This is a genomic window from Micrococcus sp. HMSC31B01, from assembly GCF_001816085.1.
Taxonomy (GTDB): Bacteria; Actinomycetota; Actinomycetes; order Actinomycetales; family Micrococcaceae; genus Micrococcus; species Micrococcus luteus.
Map to the genome: position 1 here is coordinate 1 of NZ_KV824981.1, position 19,008 is coordinate 19,008.

Annotated in this window: 18 protein-coding genes and 1 pseudogene; 13 read left to right on the forward strand and 6 right to left on the reverse strand. The window is 73.2% G+C overall.

The features are described from left to right. From hflX to HMPREF3105_RS02525, 3 genes are all read left to right on the forward strand, one after another. On the forward strand, positions 1–1,483 hold a 1,483-nt coding region (gene hflX, locus HMPREF3105_RS02515), incomplete at its 5' end, for a GTPase HflX (RefSeq protein ID WP_141762415.1). Next, the gene (locus HMPREF3105_RS02520) at positions 1,480–3,579 is read left to right on the forward strand and encodes an ATP-dependent DNA helicase (protein WP_070708706.1); all 2,100 of its coding nucleotides are present in this window, start codon (positions 1,480–1,482) and stop codon (positions 3,577–3,579) included. The genes hflX and HMPREF3105_RS02520, both read left to right, overlap by 4 nt. A 140-nt stretch (positions 3,580–3,719) precedes the next feature. After that, positions 3,720–5,354, forward strand: coding sequence for an SLC13 family permease (locus HMPREF3105_RS02525; RefSeq protein ID WP_246830323.1), 1,635 nt, complete (start codon positions 3,720–3,722; stop codon positions 5,352–5,354). A 54-nt stretch (positions 5,355–5,408) separates the two neighbouring features. On the opposite strand, the gene lexA is transcribed toward HMPREF3105_RS02525, so the two are convergent. Beyond that, complete coding sequence (gene lexA, locus HMPREF3105_RS02530; RefSeq protein WP_070708707.1) at positions 5,409–6,125, reverse strand: transcriptional repressor LexA; 717 nt, start codon at positions 6,123–6,125, stop codon at positions 5,409–5,411. Between the two features lie 294 nt (positions 6,126–6,419). Between lexA and HMPREF3105_RS02535 the strand changes: the two genes are divergently transcribed. From HMPREF3105_RS02535 to HMPREF3105_RS02565, 8 genes are all read left to right on the forward strand, one after another. Continuing rightward, positions 6,420–6,794, forward strand: coding sequence for a LysM peptidoglycan-binding domain-containing protein (locus HMPREF3105_RS02535; RefSeq protein WP_004167706.1), 375 nt, complete (start codon positions 6,420–6,422; stop codon positions 6,792–6,794). Between the two features lie 43 nt (positions 6,795–6,837). Further along, on the forward strand, positions 6,838–7,959 hold the full coding sequence (locus HMPREF3105_RS02540) for a histidinol-phosphate transaminase (protein WP_070708708.1): 1,122 nt from the start codon (positions 6,838–6,840) through the stop codon (positions 7,957–7,959). Positions 7,960–8,140: 181 nt separating this feature from the next. Continuing rightward, positions 8,141–8,722 (forward strand): imidazoleglycerol-phosphate dehydratase HisB, encoded by a 582-nt coding sequence (gene hisB / locus HMPREF3105_RS02545; RefSeq protein ID WP_152743305.1) that lies wholly within the window; start codon positions 8,141–8,143, stop codon positions 8,720–8,722. Next, positions 8,722–9,381, forward strand: coding sequence for an imidazole glycerol phosphate synthase subunit HisH (gene hisH, locus HMPREF3105_RS02550; protein ID WP_004167703.1), 660 nt, complete (start codon positions 8,722–8,724; stop codon positions 9,379–9,381). Before hisB ends, hisH begins: the two co-directional genes overlap by 1 nt. Then, complete coding sequence (locus tag HMPREF3105_RS13180) at positions 9,381–9,539, forward strand: hypothetical protein (protein WP_004167696.1); 159 nt, start codon at positions 9,381–9,383, stop codon at positions 9,537–9,539. Before hisH ends, HMPREF3105_RS13180 begins: the two co-directional genes overlap by 1 nt. Before the next feature lie 32 nt (positions 9,540–9,571). Then, positions 9,572–10,357, forward strand: coding sequence for a bifunctional 1-(5-phosphoribosyl)-5-((5-phosphoribosylamino)methylideneamino)imidazole-4-carboxamide isomerase/phosphoribosylanthranilate isomerase PriA (gene priA / locus HMPREF3105_RS02555; protein ID WP_036313998.1), 786 nt, complete (start codon positions 9,572–9,574; stop codon positions 10,355–10,357). Beyond that, positions 10,354–11,355 (forward strand): SseB family protein, encoded by a 1,002-nt coding sequence (locus HMPREF3105_RS02560; protein ID WP_020628148.1) that lies wholly within the window; start codon positions 10,354–10,356, stop codon positions 11,353–11,355. The genes priA and HMPREF3105_RS02560 overlap by 4 nt, the downstream gene beginning before the upstream one ends. A 122-nt stretch (positions 11,356–11,477) precedes the next feature. Beyond that, complete coding sequence (locus HMPREF3105_RS02565; protein WP_223247523.1) at positions 11,478–12,704, forward strand: trypsin-like serine protease; 1,227 nt, start codon at positions 11,478–11,480, stop codon at positions 12,702–12,704. 99 nt (positions 12,705–12,803) lie between these two features. Here the strand turns inward: HMPREF3105_RS02565 and HMPREF3105_RS02570 are convergent, their stop codons facing one another. Genes HMPREF3105_RS02570 through HMPREF3105_RS02580 form a run of 3 tightly spaced genes read right to left on the reverse strand, consistent with a single transcriptional unit; the run spans position 12,804 to position 15,197 of the window. Beyond that, positions 12,804–13,349: a MarR family winged helix-turn-helix transcriptional regulator gene (locus tag HMPREF3105_RS02570; protein WP_020628146.1), complete on the reverse strand. Its 546-nt coding sequence runs from the start codon at positions 13,347–13,349 to the stop codon at positions 12,804–12,806. Then, positions 13,321–14,010 carry an FMN reductase gene (locus tag HMPREF3105_RS02575; protein WP_020628145.1) on the reverse strand — a complete coding sequence of 230 codons (690 nt, stop codon included), beginning with the start codon at positions 14,008–14,010 and terminating at the stop codon, positions 13,321–13,323. The genes HMPREF3105_RS02570 and HMPREF3105_RS02575 overlap by 29 nt, the downstream gene beginning before the upstream one ends. Then, complete coding sequence (locus HMPREF3105_RS02580; protein WP_036313995.1) at positions 14,007–15,197, reverse strand: LLM class flavin-dependent oxidoreductase; 1,191 nt, start codon at positions 15,195–15,197, stop codon at positions 14,007–14,009. Before HMPREF3105_RS02580 ends, HMPREF3105_RS02575 begins: the two co-directional genes overlap by 4 nt. 141 nt (positions 15,198–15,338) lie before the next feature. Here HMPREF3105_RS02580 and HMPREF3105_RS02585 point away from each other — a divergent pair, with 141 nt between their 5' ends. Further along, complete coding sequence (locus tag HMPREF3105_RS02585) at positions 15,339–15,920, forward strand: LURP-one-related/scramblase family protein (RefSeq protein WP_070708709.1); 582 nt, start codon at positions 15,339–15,341, stop codon at positions 15,918–15,920. 71 nt (positions 15,921–15,991) lie between these two features. After that, positions 15,992–17,395, forward strand: a complete 1,404-nt coding sequence (locus HMPREF3105_RS02590) for an MFS transporter (protein ID WP_036339096.1) — start codon at positions 15,992–15,994, stop codon at positions 17,393–17,395. Between the two features lie 19 nt (positions 17,396–17,414). On the opposite strand, the gene HMPREF3105_RS02595 is transcribed toward HMPREF3105_RS02590, so the two are convergent. Beyond that, entirely contained in the window at positions 17,415–17,993 is a 579-nt protein-coding gene (locus tag HMPREF3105_RS02595; protein ID WP_070708710.1) for a dienelactone hydrolase family protein, read from the reverse strand. Positions 17,994–18,571: 578 nt separating this feature from the next. Continuing rightward, positions 18,572–19,008: pseudogene (locus tag HMPREF3105_RS02600) on the reverse strand (cell division protein FtsK); the annotation flags it as partial.

Sequence of the window (19,008 nt, forward strand, 5' to 3'; positions counted from 1 at the left end):
CGAGCACCGGGACGCCCCCGACGCCGGCGCCCCGGACCGCTCCGGCGCGCTTGCGGGCCGCGCACTCGCCCTGGACGAGGGCGAGGACGGGCACACGGACGCCGACGGCAACCAGGACGAGCTCGCCGCGCGCCACTCCCTCAAGCGCGTGCAGGGTCTGTCCACCGAGCTCGAGGACATGACCGAGGTCGAGTACCGCCAGCTGCGCCTGGAGCGCGTGGTGCTGGCGGGCGTCTGGACCGAGGGGTCCGCGGAGGACGCGGAGAACTCCCTGCGGGAGCTGGCCGCGCTCGCCGAGACCGCGGGCTCGGAGGTGCTCGACGGCGTCATCCAGCGCCGCGCCACCCCGGACCCGGCCACGTTCCTCGGCAAGGGCAAGGCGCAGGAGCTCGCCGAGATCGTGGCGCTCTCCGGTGCGGACACCGTGGTGGTGGACTCCGAGCTCGCCCCGTCCCAGCGTCGCGCGCTGGAGGATGTGGTGCGGGTGAAGGTGATCGACCGGACCGCGCTGATCCTGGACATCTTCGCCCAGCACGCGAGTTCGCGTGAGGGCCGCGCCCAGGTCGAGCTCGCGCAGCTCGAGTACCTGCTGCCGCGCCTGCGCGGCTGGGGCGAGTCCATGTCCCGGCAGGCCGGCGGCCGTGCCGCCGCCGGCGAGGGCATCGGCTCCCGTGGCCCCGGCGAGACCAAGATCGAGCTGGACCGCCGCCGCATCCGCACCCGCATGGCGAAGCTGCGCCGGGACATCGCCGGGATGAAGCCGGCCCGGGAGGCCAAGCGTGCCAACCGTCGTCGCAACCGGGTGCCGTCCGTGGCGATCGCCGGGTACACCAACGCCGGGAAGTCGTCCCTGCTCAACCGCCTCACCCACGCCGGGGTGCTCGTGGAGAACGCCCTGTTCGCCACGCTGGACCCCACCGTGCGCAAGGCCATGACGCCGGACGGCATCGGTTACACCCTCTCGGACACGGTCGGCTTCGTGCGGAACCTGCCCACGCAGCTGGTCGAGGCGTTCCGCTCCACCCTCGAGGAGGTCGCGGACGCGGACGTCATCCTGCACGTCGTGGACGGCTCGCACCCGGATCCCGAGGGCCAGATCGCCGCGGTGCGCTCCGTGTTCGCGGAGGTGGACGCGCACCGGATCCCCGAGATCATCGTGCTGAACAAGGCGGACGCGGCGGACCCGGCCGTCGTCGCCCGGATCCGGTCCAAGGAGCCCCACGCCGTGGTGGTCTCCGCGCGCACCGGCGAGGGCATCGATGAGCTGGAGCGCGCCATCGCGGCCACCATCCCGCGGCCGGACGTGCGGCTCGAACTGCTGGTCCCGTTCACCCGGGGGGAGCTGGTCTCCCGCCTGCACTCGGCGGACGCGGAGATCCTGGCCGAGGGCTACGAGGAGGGCGGCACCCGCCTGTCCGTGCTGGTCCGTGAGGACATCGCGCCGGACTTCGCCGAGTTCGTCGTGGAGGCGGACGCGTTGTGAGCGGCGGGGCGGAGGAAGTCGGGGCAGGCGGCGCGCAGCCCCGCACGGAGCACGAGCGCGAGGCACTGCGCCTGCTGGACGCCGCGGTGCAGGCCACCGGCGGCCAGCACCGCGCGGGCCAGCGGGAGATGGTGCTGCAGGTGGCGCGCGCCCTCGAGTCGCGCCGCCACCTGCTCGTGCAGGCCGGCACCGGCACCGGCAAGTCCCTCGCCTACCTCATCCCCGCGCTCCAGCACGCGATGACGCAGGAGGACCCCGTCGTCGTCGCCACGGCCACGCTCGCCCTGCAGGCCCAGATCATGAAGCGGGACGCCCCCCGGCTGGTCGAGGCGCTCAAGGACGAGCTGCCTCGCGAGCCCGTCGTCGCCCTGGTCAAGGGCCGCTCCAACTACCTCTGTCGCCACAAGGTGGACGGCGGCTACCCCGGGGATGAGGGCGAGGAGGCCCTCTTCACGGTCGCCGACGACGGCGGGGTGATCGGCTCCGCCACGGACGGCGCCGCCGGGCCCTCCTCCCTGTTGGGCAAGGAGGTCATGTACCTGCGGGCGTGGGCGGACCAGACCGAGACCGGGGACCGCGACGACCTCGAGGTCCCCGTCACCGACCGCGCGTGGCGGCAGGTCTCCGTCACCGCGGTCGACTGCCTCGGCGCGTCCCGCTGCCCCCAGGCCGAGGAGTGCTTCTCCGAGCGTGCCCGCGCGGACGCGGCGGACGCGGACGTCGTGGTCACCAACCACGCGATGCTCGCCATCAGCGCCTTCGAGGGGCTCGCGGTGCTGCCGGCGTACTCGGCCGTCGTCGTGGACGAGGCCCACGAGCTGCAGGACCGGGTGACCGGTGCGGTCACCGGGCAGCTGTCCGGGTCGATCGTGCACGGCGCGGCCACCTCGCTGCGCCGCCACACCACGGTGGCCGTGGAGGACCTGATCGAGGCCGGGGCGGCCCTGGACCGCGCGTTCACGGACACCCCGTCCGGCCTGATCGCCGCGGGCCCGGACGAGGTGCAGGAGCAGGCCCTCACCGGCGTCCTCACCGCCGCGCGTCAGTGCCTGTCCGACCTCGGCCAGGACAAGGACAAGGAGGCCGACGCCGACGGCGGACGGCAGATGGCGCGCTCGCGGATCCTCGAGGTCCTCGAGGTGGTGGAGCGCATGCTCGCGGCCCGGCCCGAGGCCGACTTCCCCGAGGTGCTGTGGGCCACCCGCCCCGGCCACTTCGAGCCCGGCGTGGGCTGGCAGCCGGGGGACGAGACCGACCCGCCCCAGCTCTACGTGGCCCCGCTCTCGGTGGCCGGCAAGCTGCGGGAGGGCCTGTTCGGCAAGGCGACGACGGTGCTCACCTCCGCCACGCTCACCGTGGGCTCGGGGGAGCGCCGGTTCGACTCGGTGGCCGGCGACGTGGGCCTGGCCGGTCCGGACGCCCCGAAGTTCGAGGCCCTTGACGTCGGCAGCCCCTTCGACTACCCGCGTCAGGGGGTGCTCTACGTGGCCCGGCACCTGCCCCGGCCCGGCCGGACGGCCTCGCCGGAGTCCCTGGATGAGCTCGAGGCGCTCCTGAGTGCGTCGCGGGGCGGGGCCCTCGGCCTGTTCTCGTCGCGCCGGGCGGCCGAGGACGCCGCCGCCGAGATGCGCCGTCGGCTCGGGCCGAAGACCACGATCCTGTGCCAGGGGGACGCGACCCTCTCCGCCCTCGTGCGCCAGTTCGCCGAGGAGCCGGACACGTCCCTGTTCGGCACCATGAGCCTGTGGCAGGGCGTGGACGTGCCGGGGAACTCGCTGCGGCTCGTGGTGATCGACCGCATCCCGTTCCCGCGGCCGGACGACCCGCTCTCCCAGGCCCGCACCCGGGACGTCGCCCGGAACGGCGGCAACGGGTTCATGCGGATCTCCGCCACGCATGCGGCCGTGCGCATGGCCCAGGGCGCCGGGCGCCTCGTGCGCTCCGTGACGGACCGCGGCGTGGTGGCCGTGCTGGACCCCCGCCTGGCCACCGAGCGGTACGGCGGCTACATCACGAGCGCCCTGCCGGACTTCTGGCGCACCACGGACCGCGACGTCGTCCGCGGGGTGCTGGCACGGCTCGCCTCGGGCGATTGACCTGGTCCGACGAGGCGGCCGCTGCGGCCCACCGTGACCTCACCCACGTGCGGCCCGGCCACGGTCCCCGGCCGCGCACCTGGGCGTAGCCTGAGAGTGGCGGCGACCCCGCCGCCGCACCGTGCGACGAAGGACGCCCGATGATGGCCACCCCCGGCGAGACCGGCACCCCCCGACCCCATGGATCCACCCGGCTGCGCAAGGCTGCGCAGCAACGGATCCACCTGAGACGGCAGGCCAGCGAGGAGAAGGCGGTGGTGGACTCGGCCCAGGCCGGGACCGAACACCGGACGCCCGACTCGTTCCTGTCCCACCTGCACCTGCGCCCGGTCTGGTTCGGGCTCGCCGTGCTGGCCCTCGTGGCGGTGCTGCTCGCGCCGGGCCTGCAGGAGGCGGGGCTGTCCGTCGCGGGCCAGCGGGCCCTGGCCATCCTCGTGTTCGCGGTGATCCTCTGGGTCACCGAGGCCGTCTCCTATCCCGTGAGCTCGGTGGCGATCATCGGCCTCATCGCCCTGCTGATCGGCTTCTCCCCGGACCCGGAGGCGCCCCAGAAGAGCCTGGGCACCAACGGCGGTCTCGGCTACGCCCTCGAGGGATTCAGCGCCGCGGCGGTCGCGCTCGTCGCCGGCGCACTCGTGTTGGCCGCCGCCATGCAGGCCACCGGCCTGCACAAGCGCGTGGCGCTGCTCGTCCTGAAGTTCGCGGGGGAGAAGACCTCCCGGATCCTCATCGGGGTCATCGTCATCACCGTGATCCTCAGCTTCTTCGTCCCCTCGGCGACCGCCCGCGCGGGCGCCGTCGTGCCGATCCTGCTCGGCCTGGTGGCCGCGTTCGGCCTGCCCAAGGACTCGAAGCTCTCCGCCCTGTTCATCATCACCGCCGCCCAGGCCATCTCCATCTGGAACATCGGCATCATGACCGCGGCCGCGCAGAACCAGGTCGCCGTCGGGTTCATCCGCGAGGAGATGGGCCGAGAGATCTCCTGGCCCGAGTGGTTCCTGTGGGGCGCCCCGTGGTCGGCCGTCATGTCCGTGGTGCTGTACTTCGTGATGCGCTGGGCCATCAGGCCGGAGCTCACCCGGCTCGAGGGCGGTCGCGAGGTCGTCGGCCGGGACCTGGCCGCGCTGGGCCCGATGACGGGCAAGGAGATCCGGCTGACCGTCGTCGCGCTCTTGCTGCTGCTGGCCTGGTCCACCCAGGGCATCCTGCACCCCGTCGACGCCACCACCGTCACTCTCGTGGCCGTGGCCGTCCTGCTGATGCCGCGCGTCGGCGTCTTCTCGTGGAAGACGGTAGAGGGACTCGTGAACTGGGGCACCCTCGTGGTGTTCGCCGTCGGCATCTCACTCGGCTCGCTGCTGCTGAAGACCGGCGCTGCCAGCTGGCTGTCCGAGCGCGTGTTCGACTCGCTGGGCGTCGCGCACATGCCGCTGCTGGCGATGATCGCCCTCGTCTCGGCGTTCACCATCCTGATCCACCTGGGCTTCGCCTCCGCCACAGCCCTGTCCTCGGCCCTGATCCCGGTGTTCATCGCGTTCTCCATGACCATCCCGAACGCCGCGCAGGGTGGGCTGGGCTTCGTGATCGTCCAGCAGTTCGTGATCTGCTTCGGCTTCCTGCTGCCGGTCTCCGCGCCGCAGAACATGCTCGCGTACGGCACGGGGGCGTTCACGGCGAAGCAGTTCCTGAAGACCGGCATCCCGATCACCGTGATCGGCTACCTCATGGTGCTGCTGTTCTCCGCCACCTACTGGCGGTGGATCGGCCTGCTCTGAGGCCGTGACGGGCCGCCCGCCACGGCCCGTGGCGCGGCGGTCGGAGGGAGCGGGTCAGAGTGAGCGCAGGACCGTGACGACGCGCCCCATCACGGTGGCGTGATCGCCGAGGATGGGCTCGTAGGCCGTGTTCTGGGGGAGGAGCCAGGTGTGCCCGTCGCGGCGGCGGAAGGTCTTCACGGTGGCCTCGTCGTCGAGCAGGGCCGCGACGATGTCGCCGTTCTCCGCCGTCTCCTGCCGGCGCACCACCACCCAGTCGCCGTCGCAGATCGCGGCGTCCACCATCGAGTCACCCTTGACACGCAGCATGAACAGCTCGCCCTCGCCCGTGAGGCGTCGCGGGATCGCCATGACGTCCTCGACATGCTGCTCGGCCAGGACGGGGCCGCCCGCCGCGATGCGGCCGACCCAGGGGACCGGCACGCTGTCCGCCTCGTCCGTGCCGGTGTGCCACGCGGGGATCGTGGAGACCTGCGACGACGGCGCAGCGGCGGGGGAGGCGGCCTCGCCCAGCGGGGTGCCGTCCACGTCGAGCAGCACCTCGAGGGCACGCGGGCGTCCGGGGTCGCGCCGGATGTAGCCGTGCCGCTCGAGACGGCCCAGCTGGTGCGTGACGGAGGAGAGCGAGGCCAGGCCCGCGGCGTCGCCGATCTCGCGCATGGAGGGCGGGTAGCCGTGGTCGGCGATCGCGTCCCGGATGGTCTGCACGATCCGCCGCTGGCGGTCGGTGAGCGGCGCGCGCGCCGCCGGCTGATCGTCGGTGGTGCTCATGGCTGCCGTCCGTTCTCCCGGGGGTGATGGTGGCCGGCCTCATGTTCCGGCGTCCGGCTGCCGTCTGGACGCTTACCGTGTCCGCCCCCGCTGGTTGCCTGTGTCCTGGCGGTCCCCGGGGGCGTTCCGGGGCGTCCGTGCATGGCCTCGAGCCTAGAGGAGAGCCGCCTCTCCTTCAAAGATATGTTCGATCTCGTCGTGGCGTGTCTCGAACACCTGTGCTAGAAAGGGATTCGAACGGATTCGAACAGATGTTCGATCGCCTGGAGGGCATCCGCCCCGGAGGAGGACACCATGACGCTCACCACCGCCCAGTTCGCCGGTTCGCCCGCGACGGCGCGGCCGCGTCCGGCCACCATCCGTCTGACCCGCCGCGGCCGCCTCGTGCTGCGGGGGATCCCCGTGATCGCCGCGGCCGTGGCCGCCACGCTGGCGGCCGCCTTCTTCCTGGGTGTGCTGCTGTCGCCCGCCGCGGTGTCCGCGGACACCGCGGGACCGGCCACCCAGTCCGTCACGGTCATGCCCGGGGACAGCCTGTGGACCATCGCCACCACGGTGGCGCCGGAGGCGGACGTCTACGAGGTGATCGCCACGATCGACGAGCTCAACGGGCTCGAGGGCCGGGCCCCCGCGCCGGGCGAGGAGCTGTTCGTCCCGGCCATGCGGTGACGCACGGCGGGCCTCGCCCTCCACGGTTCCTAGACTGGCGGCCATGACCGACCTCAGCTCCCTGCCCCTGCGCGAGAACCTCCGCGGCCTGAGCCCCTACGGCGCCCCCCAGCTGGACGTGCCGTACATGCTCAACACCAACGAGAACACGCATCCGGTGCCTCAGGAGGTCGCCACCGCCATCGCCGAGCGGGTCGCGGCCGTCGCCGGGGGGCTGAACCGCTACCCGGACCGCGAGTTCACGGGGCTGCGACGTGCGCTCGCCGGCTACCTCGGCCACGGCCTCACGGCGGACCACGTGTGGGCCGGCAACGGCTCCAACGAGATCCTGCAGCAGATCCTCCAGGCCTTCGGCGGCCCCGGGCGGACACTGCTGAGCTTCCTGCCCTCGTACTCCATGTACCCGCTGCTGGCCGGCGGCACGGACACCGTGTTCGTGGACGGCGGCCGTGCCGAAGACCACACCCTCAGCGCCGAGCACGCGGCGGCCATGGTGCGGGAGCACCGTCCGCACGTCGTCTTCCTGGCCTCGCCCAACAACCCGACGGGCACCGCCCTGGACCTGGCGACCATCGAGGCCGTGTACGCCGCGCAGGCGCAGAACGAGGCCGCCGGCGGGCCCGGCGCCATGGTCGTCGTGGACGAGGCCTACGCGGAGTTCGCCCTCGCCGGCACCCGCTCCGCCCTCACCCTCCTGCCCGGCCGTGAGCGGCTGATCGTCACGCGCACCATGTCCAAGGCGTTCGCCCTGGCCGGCGCGCGCCTGGGCTACCTGGCCGCGGACCCCGCCGTCGCCGACGCCCTGCGCCTGGTGCGCCTGCCGTACCACCTCTCCGCGGTCACGCAGGCCACGGCGGAGGCCGCCCTCGATCACGTGGACGCGCTGCTGCGCACCGTGGAGGACATCAAGGCCCAGCGCGACCGCATCGTCTCCACCCTGCGCGGCCTGGGACTGAGGCCCTCGGTGTCCGACTCGAACTTCGTCTTCTTCGGTCACCTCGAGGACGCGTCCGACGTGTGGCGCCGCCTGCTCGACCGCGGCGTCCTCGTGCGGGACGTCGGCATCCCGCACCACCTGCGCGTCACCGCCGGCACCGAGGCGGAGACGACGGCGTTCCTCACCGCTCTCGCGGAGGTCCTCGGCGAGACCGGGGACCGGTCCTGAGGCGTCACCGGAGTCTCGGCGTCCGCCCGGCTCCCTAGGATAGGGACAGCGCGCGCGGCGCCCCGGCCCGCCGGCACCGGCCGCGCGCACCCGCATCCCCCCGCACCCGTCCCGGACCGGTGCGGACCCAGCCCGAGGAGGACCCGTGGCAGCCGAGTTGATCTCCGGACGCCGTGCGCGCATGACGCGCACCACGAGCGAGTCGGACGTGTACGTCGAGATGGATCTGGACGGCACCGGCCGCGCTGAAATCTCCACCACCGTGCCGTTCTACGACCACATGCTCACCGCGCTGTCCCGGCACTCCCAGATCGACCTGACGGTCCGTGCCACCGGGGACACGCACATCGACGTGCACCACACGGTCGAGGACGTCGCCATCACCCTGGGCGAGGTGCTCAAGACCGCGCTCGGGGACAAGTCCGGCATCCGCCGCTTCGGCGAGGCGTCCGTGCCGCTGGACGAGGCGCTGGCGCGCGCCGTCGTCGACGTCTCCGGCCGGCCGTACCTCGTGCACGAGGGCGAGCCCGAGGGCCAGCAGTACCACCTCATCGGCGGGCACTTCACCGGTTCCATGACCCGCCATGTGTTCGAGTCGATCACGTACCACGCGGCGATCTGCCTCCACATGGACGTCGTGCGAGGCCGGGATCCGCACCACATCGTCGAGGCGCAGTTCAAGGCCTTCGCCCGCGCCCTGCGCGCCGCCGTCGAGGACGACCCCCGCATGACCGGCGTGCCCTCCACCAAGGGCGCCCTCTGATGGCCCGCCCCACCACCGTCCCCGGCGTGCGGCCGCGCGTCGCCGTCCTGGACTACGGCTCGGGCAACGTGCACTCGGCGCTGCGTGCCGTGGAGCGGGCCGGCGCGGAGGTCGAGCTCACGCGCGATCCGCAGGCCGTGCAGGAGGCCGACGGGCTGCTCGTGCCCGGCGTCGGGGCGTACGCGTCCGTGATGCGGGCACTGACCGAGGTCGGCGGCACCCGCTGGATCGGCCGCCGCGTGGCCGGGGGCCGACCCGTCCTCGGCATCTGCGTGGGCCACCAGATCCTCTTCGACGCCGGCGTCGAGCACGGCGAGCGCACCGCAGGCATGGGGGAGTGGCCGGGTGTCGTCGCCGAGCTGCCCGCCGAGGTCCTGCCCCACATGGGCTGGAACACCGTCCGGCCGCCCGAGGGCAGCGCCCTCTTCGCGGGCATCGAGGACGAGCGGTTCTACTTCGTCCACTCCTACGGCGTGCTCGAATGGGAGTTCGACCAGACGATCTCCGCCATGCGTCCGCCCCAGGTCACCTGGGCGCACCACGGCGCGGACTTCATCGCCGCCGTGGAGAACGGCCCCCTGTCGGCCACGCAGTTCCACCCCGAGAAGTCCGGGGACGCCGGGCTGCAGCTGCTGCGCAACTGGCTGGAGACCCTCTGATGCCCTACTGGTCCGTCCTCTACCTCGCCCTCGGCGGGCTGCTGCTCGGCGCCGCCTGGTCCATGCGCACGCAGAAGGCGCCGCTGTGGGCCATCGTGATCGTCCTCGTGCTGGCCGGCATGGCCATCGCCGCCTCCTTCCTGACCGTCGGCGCCTGACCGCGCCGGCCGCCCCACCCGAGAGGAACCCCATGACCCCGAACGCCCCCGCCCTCGAGCTGCTGCCCGCCGTCGACGTCCAGGACGGCCAGGCCGTCCGCCTCGTCCAGGGCGAGGCCGGCAGCGCCACCTCGTACGGCGACCCGGTCACCGCCGCCCTGGACTGGCAGCGCGCCGGCGCGGAGTGGATCCACCTCGTGGACCTGGACGCGGCCTTCGGTCGCGGTGACAACCGCGAGGTCATGCGCCGTGTGGTGGAGGAGATCGGCGTGAAGATCGAGCTGTCCGGCGGCATCCGCGACGACGCCTCGCTCGAGAACGCCCTCGAGATGGGTGCGGCGCGCGTGAACCTGGGCACCGCCGCCCTCGAGGACCCGGACTGGACCGCGCGCGTCATCGAGCGCTTCGCCGACCGGGTGGCCGTGGGCCTCGACGTGCGCGGCACCACGCTCGCCGCCCGCGGCTGGACCAAGGAGGGCGGCGACCTCTGGGAGGTGCTCGCCCGCCTCGAGGATGCCGGCTGCGCCCGCTACGTGGTCACCGACGTCACGAAGGACGGCACGCTCAAGGGGCCGAACACGGAGCTGCTCGCCCAGGTCTGCGCGAAGACCGCGAAGCCGGTCGTCGCCTCGGGCGGCATCTCCTCCCTCGAGGACGTTGCCGCGCTCGCGGCCATGACCGGCCAGGGCGTCGAGGGCGCGATCATGGGCAAGGCGCTGTACGCCGGCCGCTTCAGCCTGGAGCAGGCGCTGGCCGTCGCCGGCGGCGCCACGGTGGAGCAGGCGCGCTCCGAGCAGCCCGGCCCGGTCGCCCCGTGACGGGCTCGCACGACGACGGCGGCCTGGCCCGCGACGACGGGCTCGGTCCGATCGACGAGACGGTCGCGGTGCCGCATCCGGCGGCCCGGGAGCTGCCGGGGCACATCCGGGCCGCACTCGACCGCATGCGGGAGAAGACCGCGGGCGAGAACACCGCGGACACCGCGGGCGTCCCGTGGCAGGGCCGTGACCTCTCCGGCCCCGGCGTGGACGGCTCCGCGAACCCGTTGCACGTGTTCGACGAGGACGACGGCACCAGCCCGGCCGAGTGGACCGCCGTCATGTCGGCCCTGACGGACGGCTCCGCCGGTGAGCGGGAGGTGACGGAGGTGCTCGCGCGCATCCGCGTGTTCGCCGCCGTCGTGCCCACCCTTGCCGTGGACGAGGACGACGTCCACGACCACGCCGACCACACCGGTCACGAGCACGACGTCGCGGCGCACGGGGACAAGGCCGCGGACGTGGCCCTCGTGACCATGCGCGCGCCGGACGGCCGGCAGGCGCTGCCGGTGTTCACGAACGTGCCCGCGCTGACGGCATGGAACCCGGTCGCCCGACCCGTGGCCGTGTGGCTGCCGCGTGCCTGCCTGTCCGCCGTGGACGAGGGCTGTGAGCTCGTCGTCATCGACGCCGGCGCCGAGCACACGTACGTGGTGCGACGCCCGGCCGTGTGGTCGCTCGCCCAGCAGAGGGAGTGGACCCCCGCCTATCGGGACCAGGAGATCGCGGACGAGATCGCCGAGGTCGCCGACCTGGTCCCGAACCTGCTCAACCTGGGCCTCGCACCCGGGTCGGGGGTGGCCACGCACACGGGCTCCGGCGCGGTGATGAACGGAGGCGGGGCCGGGCCCGAGCTGCAGATCGTCGCGATGCCCACCCGGGACGCCGACGCGGCCGGGGTGCGCCTGATGACGGCCACGCTCAAGACCCTCCTGGCAGACCTGCCGCTGCTGGCCGAGCGGGCCGACTCCGTGGAGATCACGGTCCGCCGACCCTGATCGGTCGCCCGGCCTGTCCGGTACCGTTGAGGGGGAGGGGAGGGCCCGTGGTGGCCCCACCCCATCCTGGAGGCCGTGCGCCGCGCGCCGGCCCCATGCCTCCCATCCTCCGAGGAGTACCCATGAGAACCAGAACCTTGACCGGCGTCGCCACCGCGGCGCTGGGCGCGGTGGTGGTGGCCGGTGCCGGCCCCGCCCTCGCGCAGACCACGCTCACCCAGGGCTCGGCGATCACCGCGCCGGCCGGGGCGTGCAGTCTGACCATCGTCGACGACGCCACCGCCTACACCGCGGCCCACTGTGGTGCGGGCCAATGGCAGATCGGCTCGACCGTCCGCGACGTCGACGGCACCGCGATCGGCACCGTCTCGGCACTGCCCGGCGATTCGGGCGTGGACGCGGTCCGCGTGGCCCTGGCCGACGACGTCGACGTCGTGGGCGACTGGTCCACGCGGCCGGCCTCGTCCATCGGTGTGGGCGAGACCGTCTACACCCACGGCTCGTCCGTGCCGCTGGGCGCGCCGAACACCGTGTCCCACACGCAGACCTTCGAGGCCGCCACGGTCTGCGACGACGCGTACGCGGATCAGGTTGCCCTCGACACCGCCTCGACCTACGCCGGCGACTCGGGCGGGGCCGTCTATGACGCCCAGCAGCGGGTGGTCGGGGTCATCTCGGGCATCGCCCCGGTGACCTTCGACGCCGAGGGCAACGTGGTGGGCTGCGACGCCCAGGCGATGTCCTCGATCATGGTCCCGGTCGAGTCCCTCGACGCGCTGGACGCCTCCGCGGCGCCCGCCGCCGAGACCGCCGCGGCCGCGGAGACCGCTCCGGCCGCCGAGACCGCCCCGGCGATCGCCGACGTCGCGGGCCCCGTGGCCGACGAGGACCTGCCCACCGGCGGCGAGCCCGCCGTGGACGAGTCCGAGCTGACCGAGTTCACGCCGGCTGAGGAGGAGGCCATCGCGGCCGAGCTCAAGGCCCGCGCCGAGGCCGCCGCGGAGGAGGAGGCCGCCGAGGCGGCCCCCGCTGCTGAGGCCCCGGTCGCCGAGGCCGCTGCGCCGGGCGTGACCGACGTCGTGGCCGCGCCCGCCGAGGGTGTCGCCTACGGCACCCAGGTGGTCGCGCAGACGGATCAGGGCGGCTTCGCCTCCGTCACCGTCACGGCCTACGACGCCGACGGCACGGTCCTCGGCCAGGACGGCCTGGACCTCACCGGCGAGTACCGCGCCTGGCTGCCCGTGCCGGCCGAGGTGCCCGCGGGCGGCTCCGTGGTGGTCACCGTGGTCGACGCCGCCGGCGCCGCCACGGACGCCACCGTGACCCTGGGCGGTCAGCTGGTCGGCTGATCGATTCCGCCCCGAACGACACGACGAGGCCCGGTGATCCCGCACGGATCACCGGGCCTCGTCACGTCCCGGGGCGGCCCCGGCCAGGTGGGGACGCGGTCAGCACAGCCCCTCGAGCCGCCGCCCCAGGCGGGAGAAGATCCGGGTGAGGGACTCCGCCTCGCCCGGCGCCAGGTCGCCGAGGAAGAGCTCGTCCACCTGCCGGGCGTGCTCGATCGCGGCGCGCCGGAAGGCGGACCGGCCCTCGTCGGTGAGGACGGCCTCGAAGCCCCGCCGGTCACAGGCCACCGGGCGGCGGTCGATCAGGCCGCGGGCCACGAGCGTCTTCACCTGGTAGGTGATGCGCGACGGGGAGAAGACCATCCGGGACGCCAGCTCTCCCAGCCGGAGCCGGCCCTCGGGGGACTCGTAGAGGAGCAGCAGCAGGTTGTAGTCGGCCAGCGACATGCCGCAGTCCTGCTTCAGGCGGCGCTCCACCACCTCCGTGAGCATCTGGGTGGCCTCGAAGTAGGCGCGCCAGGCGCGCTTGGGCGGGTCCACCGGGCGGTGCGCCTCCGATGCGGAGCCGAACCAGCCGCCGTCGGGCTCCGCCGGCGCCGCGTCCTGCGCGGCGGGCTCAGGGGCCGGGGTTGAGGAGCTGCTCAAAGGGGGTCACCTCCAGGTCGATGTCCGCGGGCGCGGCGGCGCGTGCCCGCGGGGGGCGGCTCAGGGTGATCTCGGCCAGGTCGCGTCCGGCGGCCCGGATGCGGGACTGCAGCGGGTCGGTCCGCATCGAGGCCTGCACGCCGGCCGCCTCGCCCCAGTCGTCCGAGGCCGCGAAGACCGCGGTCGGCACGATGCGGGCCTTGAGGTAGGCGAACAGCGGCCGCATGGCGGTGTCGATCATGAGCGAGTGGCGGGCGGTGCCGCCGGTGGCGCCGAGGAGCACGGGCACCCCGACGACGGACGTGGGCTCCGCGAGGTCCCAGAAGGACTTGAACAGGCCCGAGTAGGAGGCCTTGTACGTGGGCGAGACCGCGATGACGGCGTCGGCCTGGGCGACCTCGTCCAGGGCGGCGCGCAGGGCCGGGGAGATGGCGAAGGTCACCAGGGCCTGCGCGATGTCCACGGCGAGCTCCCGCAGCGTGATCAGGTGGATCTGCGGGACCACGCCGTGCTCGGAGAGCGCCGCCGAGGCGGACTCCGCCATGCGTTCGGCGAGCATGCGGGTCTGGGACGGGTCCCCGGACCCGCCGGAGACCACGGCGAGGTGCCGGGCCTGCGGCGTGAACGGGGCGGAGGCATCGGGGGCGCCGGGGGTGGTCACTGCGCGGCACCGCCCTTCGCGGCATCGGCGGTGGCGCGCTGCTCGGCGGCCGCCGCGCGGTCGAGCTGGGCCTGCGATCCCTCCTTGCCGCCGGGCACGGGAGCCTCGCCGCGGCGGGCGCGTGCCACGAGGAACTCGTGGGTCGGGGCCGCCGGGACGTCGTCCGGCTTCAGAGCGTCGAACTCCTTGCGCAGCACGGGCAGGACCTCCTCGCCGAAGAGGTCGATCTGCCGCAGGACGGTGTCCGTGGGCAGGCCGGCGTGGTCGATGAGGAACATCTGACGCTGGTAGTCGCCCACCCAGTCGCGGAACGTGAGCGTGCGCTCGATGACCTGCTGCGGCGAGCCGACCGTCAGGGGCGTCATCCTCGAGAAGTCCTCGAGGGACGGGCCGTGGCCGTAGACCGGCGCGTTGTCGAAGTAGGGGCGGAACTCCGCCACGGCGTCCTGCGAGTTCTTCGCCATGTAGGCCTGGCCGCCCAGGGCCACGTACGCCTGATGGGCCTTGCCGTGGCCGTAGTACTCGTAGCGCTGGCGGTACAGGCGCACCATCTGGATGACGTGCTCCTTGTTCCAGAAGATGTTGTTGTGGAAGTAGCCGTCGCCGTAGTAGGCGGCCTGCTCGGCGATCTCGGGGGAGCGGATGGAGCCGTGCCACACGAAGGGGGCGACGCCGTCCAGGGGCTGCGGGGTGAGGGTGAAGTCCTGCAGCGGGGTGCGGTGGTTGCCGCTCCAGTCCACGGTCTCCTCATGCCACAGGCGGTAGAGGAGGTTGTAGTTCTCCACGGCGAGTTGGATGCCCTGGCGGATGTCCTTGCCGAACCACGGGTACACGGGGCCGGTGTTGCCGCGGCCCATCGTCAGGTCCACGCGACCGTCGGCGAGGTGCTGCAGGTACGCGTAGTCCTCGGCCAGACGCACCGGGTCCATGGTGGTGATCAGGGTCGTCGCCGTGGAGAGCTGGAGGGTCTCGGTCTGCGCGGCCAGGTAGGCCAGCAGCGTGGGCGGGTTGCCCGGGGCCACGAAGGGCGGGTTGTGGTGCTGGCCGGTCGCGAACACCTCGAAGCCCGCCTGCTCGGCGTGGCGGGCGATCTTGACGGTGTCCTTGATCCGCTGATGCTCGGTGGGGGCGGTCCCGTTCGTCGGATCGGCGGTGATGTCGCCGATCGTGAAGACGCCGAACTGCATGGTGTGCTCCTCAGTGTGCCCGGGGGCGGGTCTCACGGTGCCGGCCGCGCCGTCGCCGTGTTCTTCAAAAATGAACTATACCGCACAACGAGCCGCCCCGTCCTGAATATTCCGCAGGGCCCGACACGGCAGACTGGTCCCATGAGCCCCGCCTTCGACGCCGGTCGCCTCGCCCACACGGACGTCCTCATCCTGCAGCAGGTGACGAGCTTCCTGTCCAACGACATCCAGGTGACGGACCCGGACGGGCGCACCGTCGTCTCGGTGGTCACTACGGGCGGGGGCCTGGGCCGAATGCTGATGGGGAACCGCAGCTTCGACGTGGTCGACGGTGACGACGGCCGCGTGCTCTTCCGCCTCGCCGACCCGGCCACGTTCGGCCGCGACCGCTTCGCGATCCTGGACGCCGACGGGCTGCCCTTCGCCAACCTCGTCCGCCAGATCGCGTTCCTGCGGACGTCCGTGAACGTCGAGGTCGTGGACGGCACGTGCTTCGCGGTGACCGGCGCCCTGTGGGACCACGACTACGCCATGACCGTGGGCCAGCAGCCGATCGCCCGCGTGACCGCGCGGTTCGGAGGCGTCATGAACGCCCTGGCCGGGCGCTCGCGGTACGAGATGCGCCTGGACCCCGGCATGCCGCCCGTGGTGCGCTGCGCCGTGCTCGGCACGGCCATCGCCCTCGACCTGATCCGGGCCAAGGACCGGCGCAGCAACGGCTGAGTCCGCCGAGCGCGCGGCCGTCTCGACGGCGCCTCCGGGGCGTGCCTTGACCCCTCCCGTAGGATTCGACGGTGGACTTCGGAGCGTACGGACGGCTGTTGCAGGACCCTCGGATCCGCCATCTGCTGGCGGTGGGGTTCATCGCCCGCTTCCCGCACACCGCGGCCGGGGTGATCCTCACCCTGCACGTGGCGCTCACGCTGGGCCTGGGCTACGGCCAGGCCGGCCTGGCTGGGGCGGCGATGACGCTGGGCATCGCGGTGGGCTCGCCGTGGCGGGGCCGCGTGGTGGACGCGAAGGGGCTGCGCCGTGCACTGCTGCCCTCCGTGATCGCGGAGGCCGTGATCTGGCCGATCGTCCCGTGGCTGCCGTTCTGGCCGATGCTCCTGGCCGTGTTCCTGGGCGGCGTGTTCTCACTGCCGATCTTCTCCGTCGTCCGGCAGGGACTCGGCGTGCTCACCCACGGCAAGGACCGGCAGACGGCGTTTGCCCTGGACTCCATCGTCACGGAGACGATCTTCATGATGGGCCCGGCGCTGGGCGCCGTCGTCGCGGCCACGTGGTCGAGTGCCCTCGGCCTGACCATCGTCGGCCTCTCCAGCGCGCTGGGCGGCATCCTGCTGATGTGGTTCAACCCGCCGACACGGTCGAGTCAGCTGGCCGTCGTCGGACCGGCGACCGAGGATCCCTACACCGAGGAGCAGGACCGTCAGGAGGCGATCGCCCAGGCGGTGACCGCCGCGCCCATGCACGTGGAGATGGCCGCCCCCAGCCTGGCGACCGGTGCGCTGCCGGCCATCACGGAGGCCATCCCCCTGGTCACCGGGTCGCTGCCCGTCATCGCCGCGGACGGCTCCGGGCCGACGACGGCGCCGCGCCGGGCCCGGGCCGAGCGGCTGCGGCAGTGGCGGCGGACCCACTTCTCCTGGGTCGGGCCGGAGGTGCTCGGTGTGCTCGTGGTGTCGATGGCGGCCGGGATCGTCATGGTCGGCACCGAGGTCTCGATGGTGGCCGAGCTGGAGTCGCAGGGCGCCGCGGCGTCGGTGGGTCTGGTGTACGCGTTCTGGTGCGGCGCCTCCGCCGTGGGCGGGCTGTTCTACGGGGCCTGGGGCCGCCAGGTGCACCCGTACCTGCTGATGGCGCTGTTCGCCGTGGCGACGGTGCCGCTCGCGCTCGTGGACGGGGTGTGGGCGCTCGCGCTGGCCTCGATCCCCTCGGGTCTGCTGACGGCGCCGACCCTGGCCTCGGCCTCGTCCCGGCTCTCGCACCTCGTGGTGGAGGAGCGGCGCGGCGAGGCGATGGGCTTCTACGGCTCGGCCATGACCGCCGGCGCCGCCATGGGCGCCCCGCTGGCCGGCGTGTTCATCGACGGCGTCGCCCCGTCCGCGGGCTACGTGTTCGCGGCGGCCGCGGGCTTCGTGCTCGTGCTGCTGGCCGCCCTGGCGACGGTGATGCGCGGGCGGCGTCCCGCCTGAGCCGGACCCGCTCCGCGCGTCAGGCCAGGAGCTCGTGGATGCGGCGGACCAGCACGGCGGTGAGGTCCGCGTCGAAGTCCGCGGTGGAGGAGTTCATGAACAGGTGCCGGTCCGTGTCGTACTCGAAGAGGTCGGCGGGGCGGTCCGGGTGCTCGGCGGTGGCCGCGTAGGAGCGGGCGGTCGCGAGGTCGCCCTCGAGGGCCCAGGGGTCGCGGGTGCCGAGGTGGATCTGCAGGGCGGTGTGGGGCTGCCAGAGCGGGGCGTAGGCGTCGAGGGCCAGGACGCCGGCCATGGCGATGCACGCGCGGAAGCCGGGGACCACCTGGGCGGCACGCCAGGCGGGCATCACGCCCATGCTGATGCCCGCGACGACGGAGGCCTCCTGGTGCTCGGCACACGCCCGCATGCCGCGTCGGCCGATCTCCTCGAAGCCGAGGTGCTGGGCGTGGGCGACACCCTCGTCCACGGTGGCGAACGTGCGGCCGTCGTAGAGGTCAGGGGTGTGGACGGTGTGACCGCCGCTGGCGATCTGTTCGGCGAGCGCGCGCACGCCGTCTGTGAGACCGAGGGCGTGGTGGAAGAGGACGATCTGCGCCATGGGTCAGAGCGTAGACCGCGGTGAGCGGCTGCCCCAGAGTGCGGGTGGGTGATCGGGGCGAAGAAGTGAGGTGGCTCGCGTCTGTCGCCACGGGTGAGTTGCCGCTCATTGCGTGGAGGGCAAGCGCAGTGTTTCTCCGACCGGTGCCCTGGGTTCTCGTTGCAGCGCTCCTCCCCGGGCGTGCTCTGCTGGGTGGGGGCGAGACTCGGGGACGCATGCTGTCGGTGCGGATGCGGAAAGGAGGCTCCTGCCCACCGGAGACTGCGCGAGCGAGCGGCGAGGAATCTTCTGCATGAGTGCCGAGGCACTCGTGCGAACGGTCACGGGGCTACTCGAGGCAGGACCGGACAGCAGCCTCCTCGCTTCATCCGTCTTGCGACCTTCGGGACGTCTTCGCCGGACGATGCGGCGTCCCCTTTGGACGGACGGCGACGAAGGGGCGCCCTGTCCGACTGCTCCTGGCGACCTCGACCACGGCATCCACGTTCGACGGAGGACGGGAGAACGTCTCGCCGGGTGGACGTCGGAGCTGAGTCCACCGTTCCGCTGCGGTCACACGGGAATCGCCGTCAGTGCGGTCACGCCGGGGCGGGAGACGCGAGCTGGCAGGGCATGCCGGGTTCGGGGACGGCGGGACTGATGTGCACGGCCCGCCCCGGCAGGGGCTCGACCTCGGTCAGCCGTGGCCAGATGAACCGGTGCTCGGCGTTCGTCCCGGCCGGCACGAAGAATCGATGGGGCAGGTGCAGCAGCAGCCGGCCCGTCGCCAGCTCGCGGCCGCCGAACACCGCCAACCGCAGCCCGGCGGCCGCCGGACGGCCGAGCCAGTCGTGCACGTCCTCCTCGACCGTGCGGTAGGTGTCCCCGACGCGCAGGCCGGACCACGCGTTCCAGCCCGTGATCACTGCCGTGCCGCCGGCGGCCGCGAGCTCGCGCAGGCGGGCCAGGACGGCCTCCCCGGCACCCTCGGAGTCCGGGGTCAGCACCGGCCACCCGGACCGTGCGGCCGCCGCGG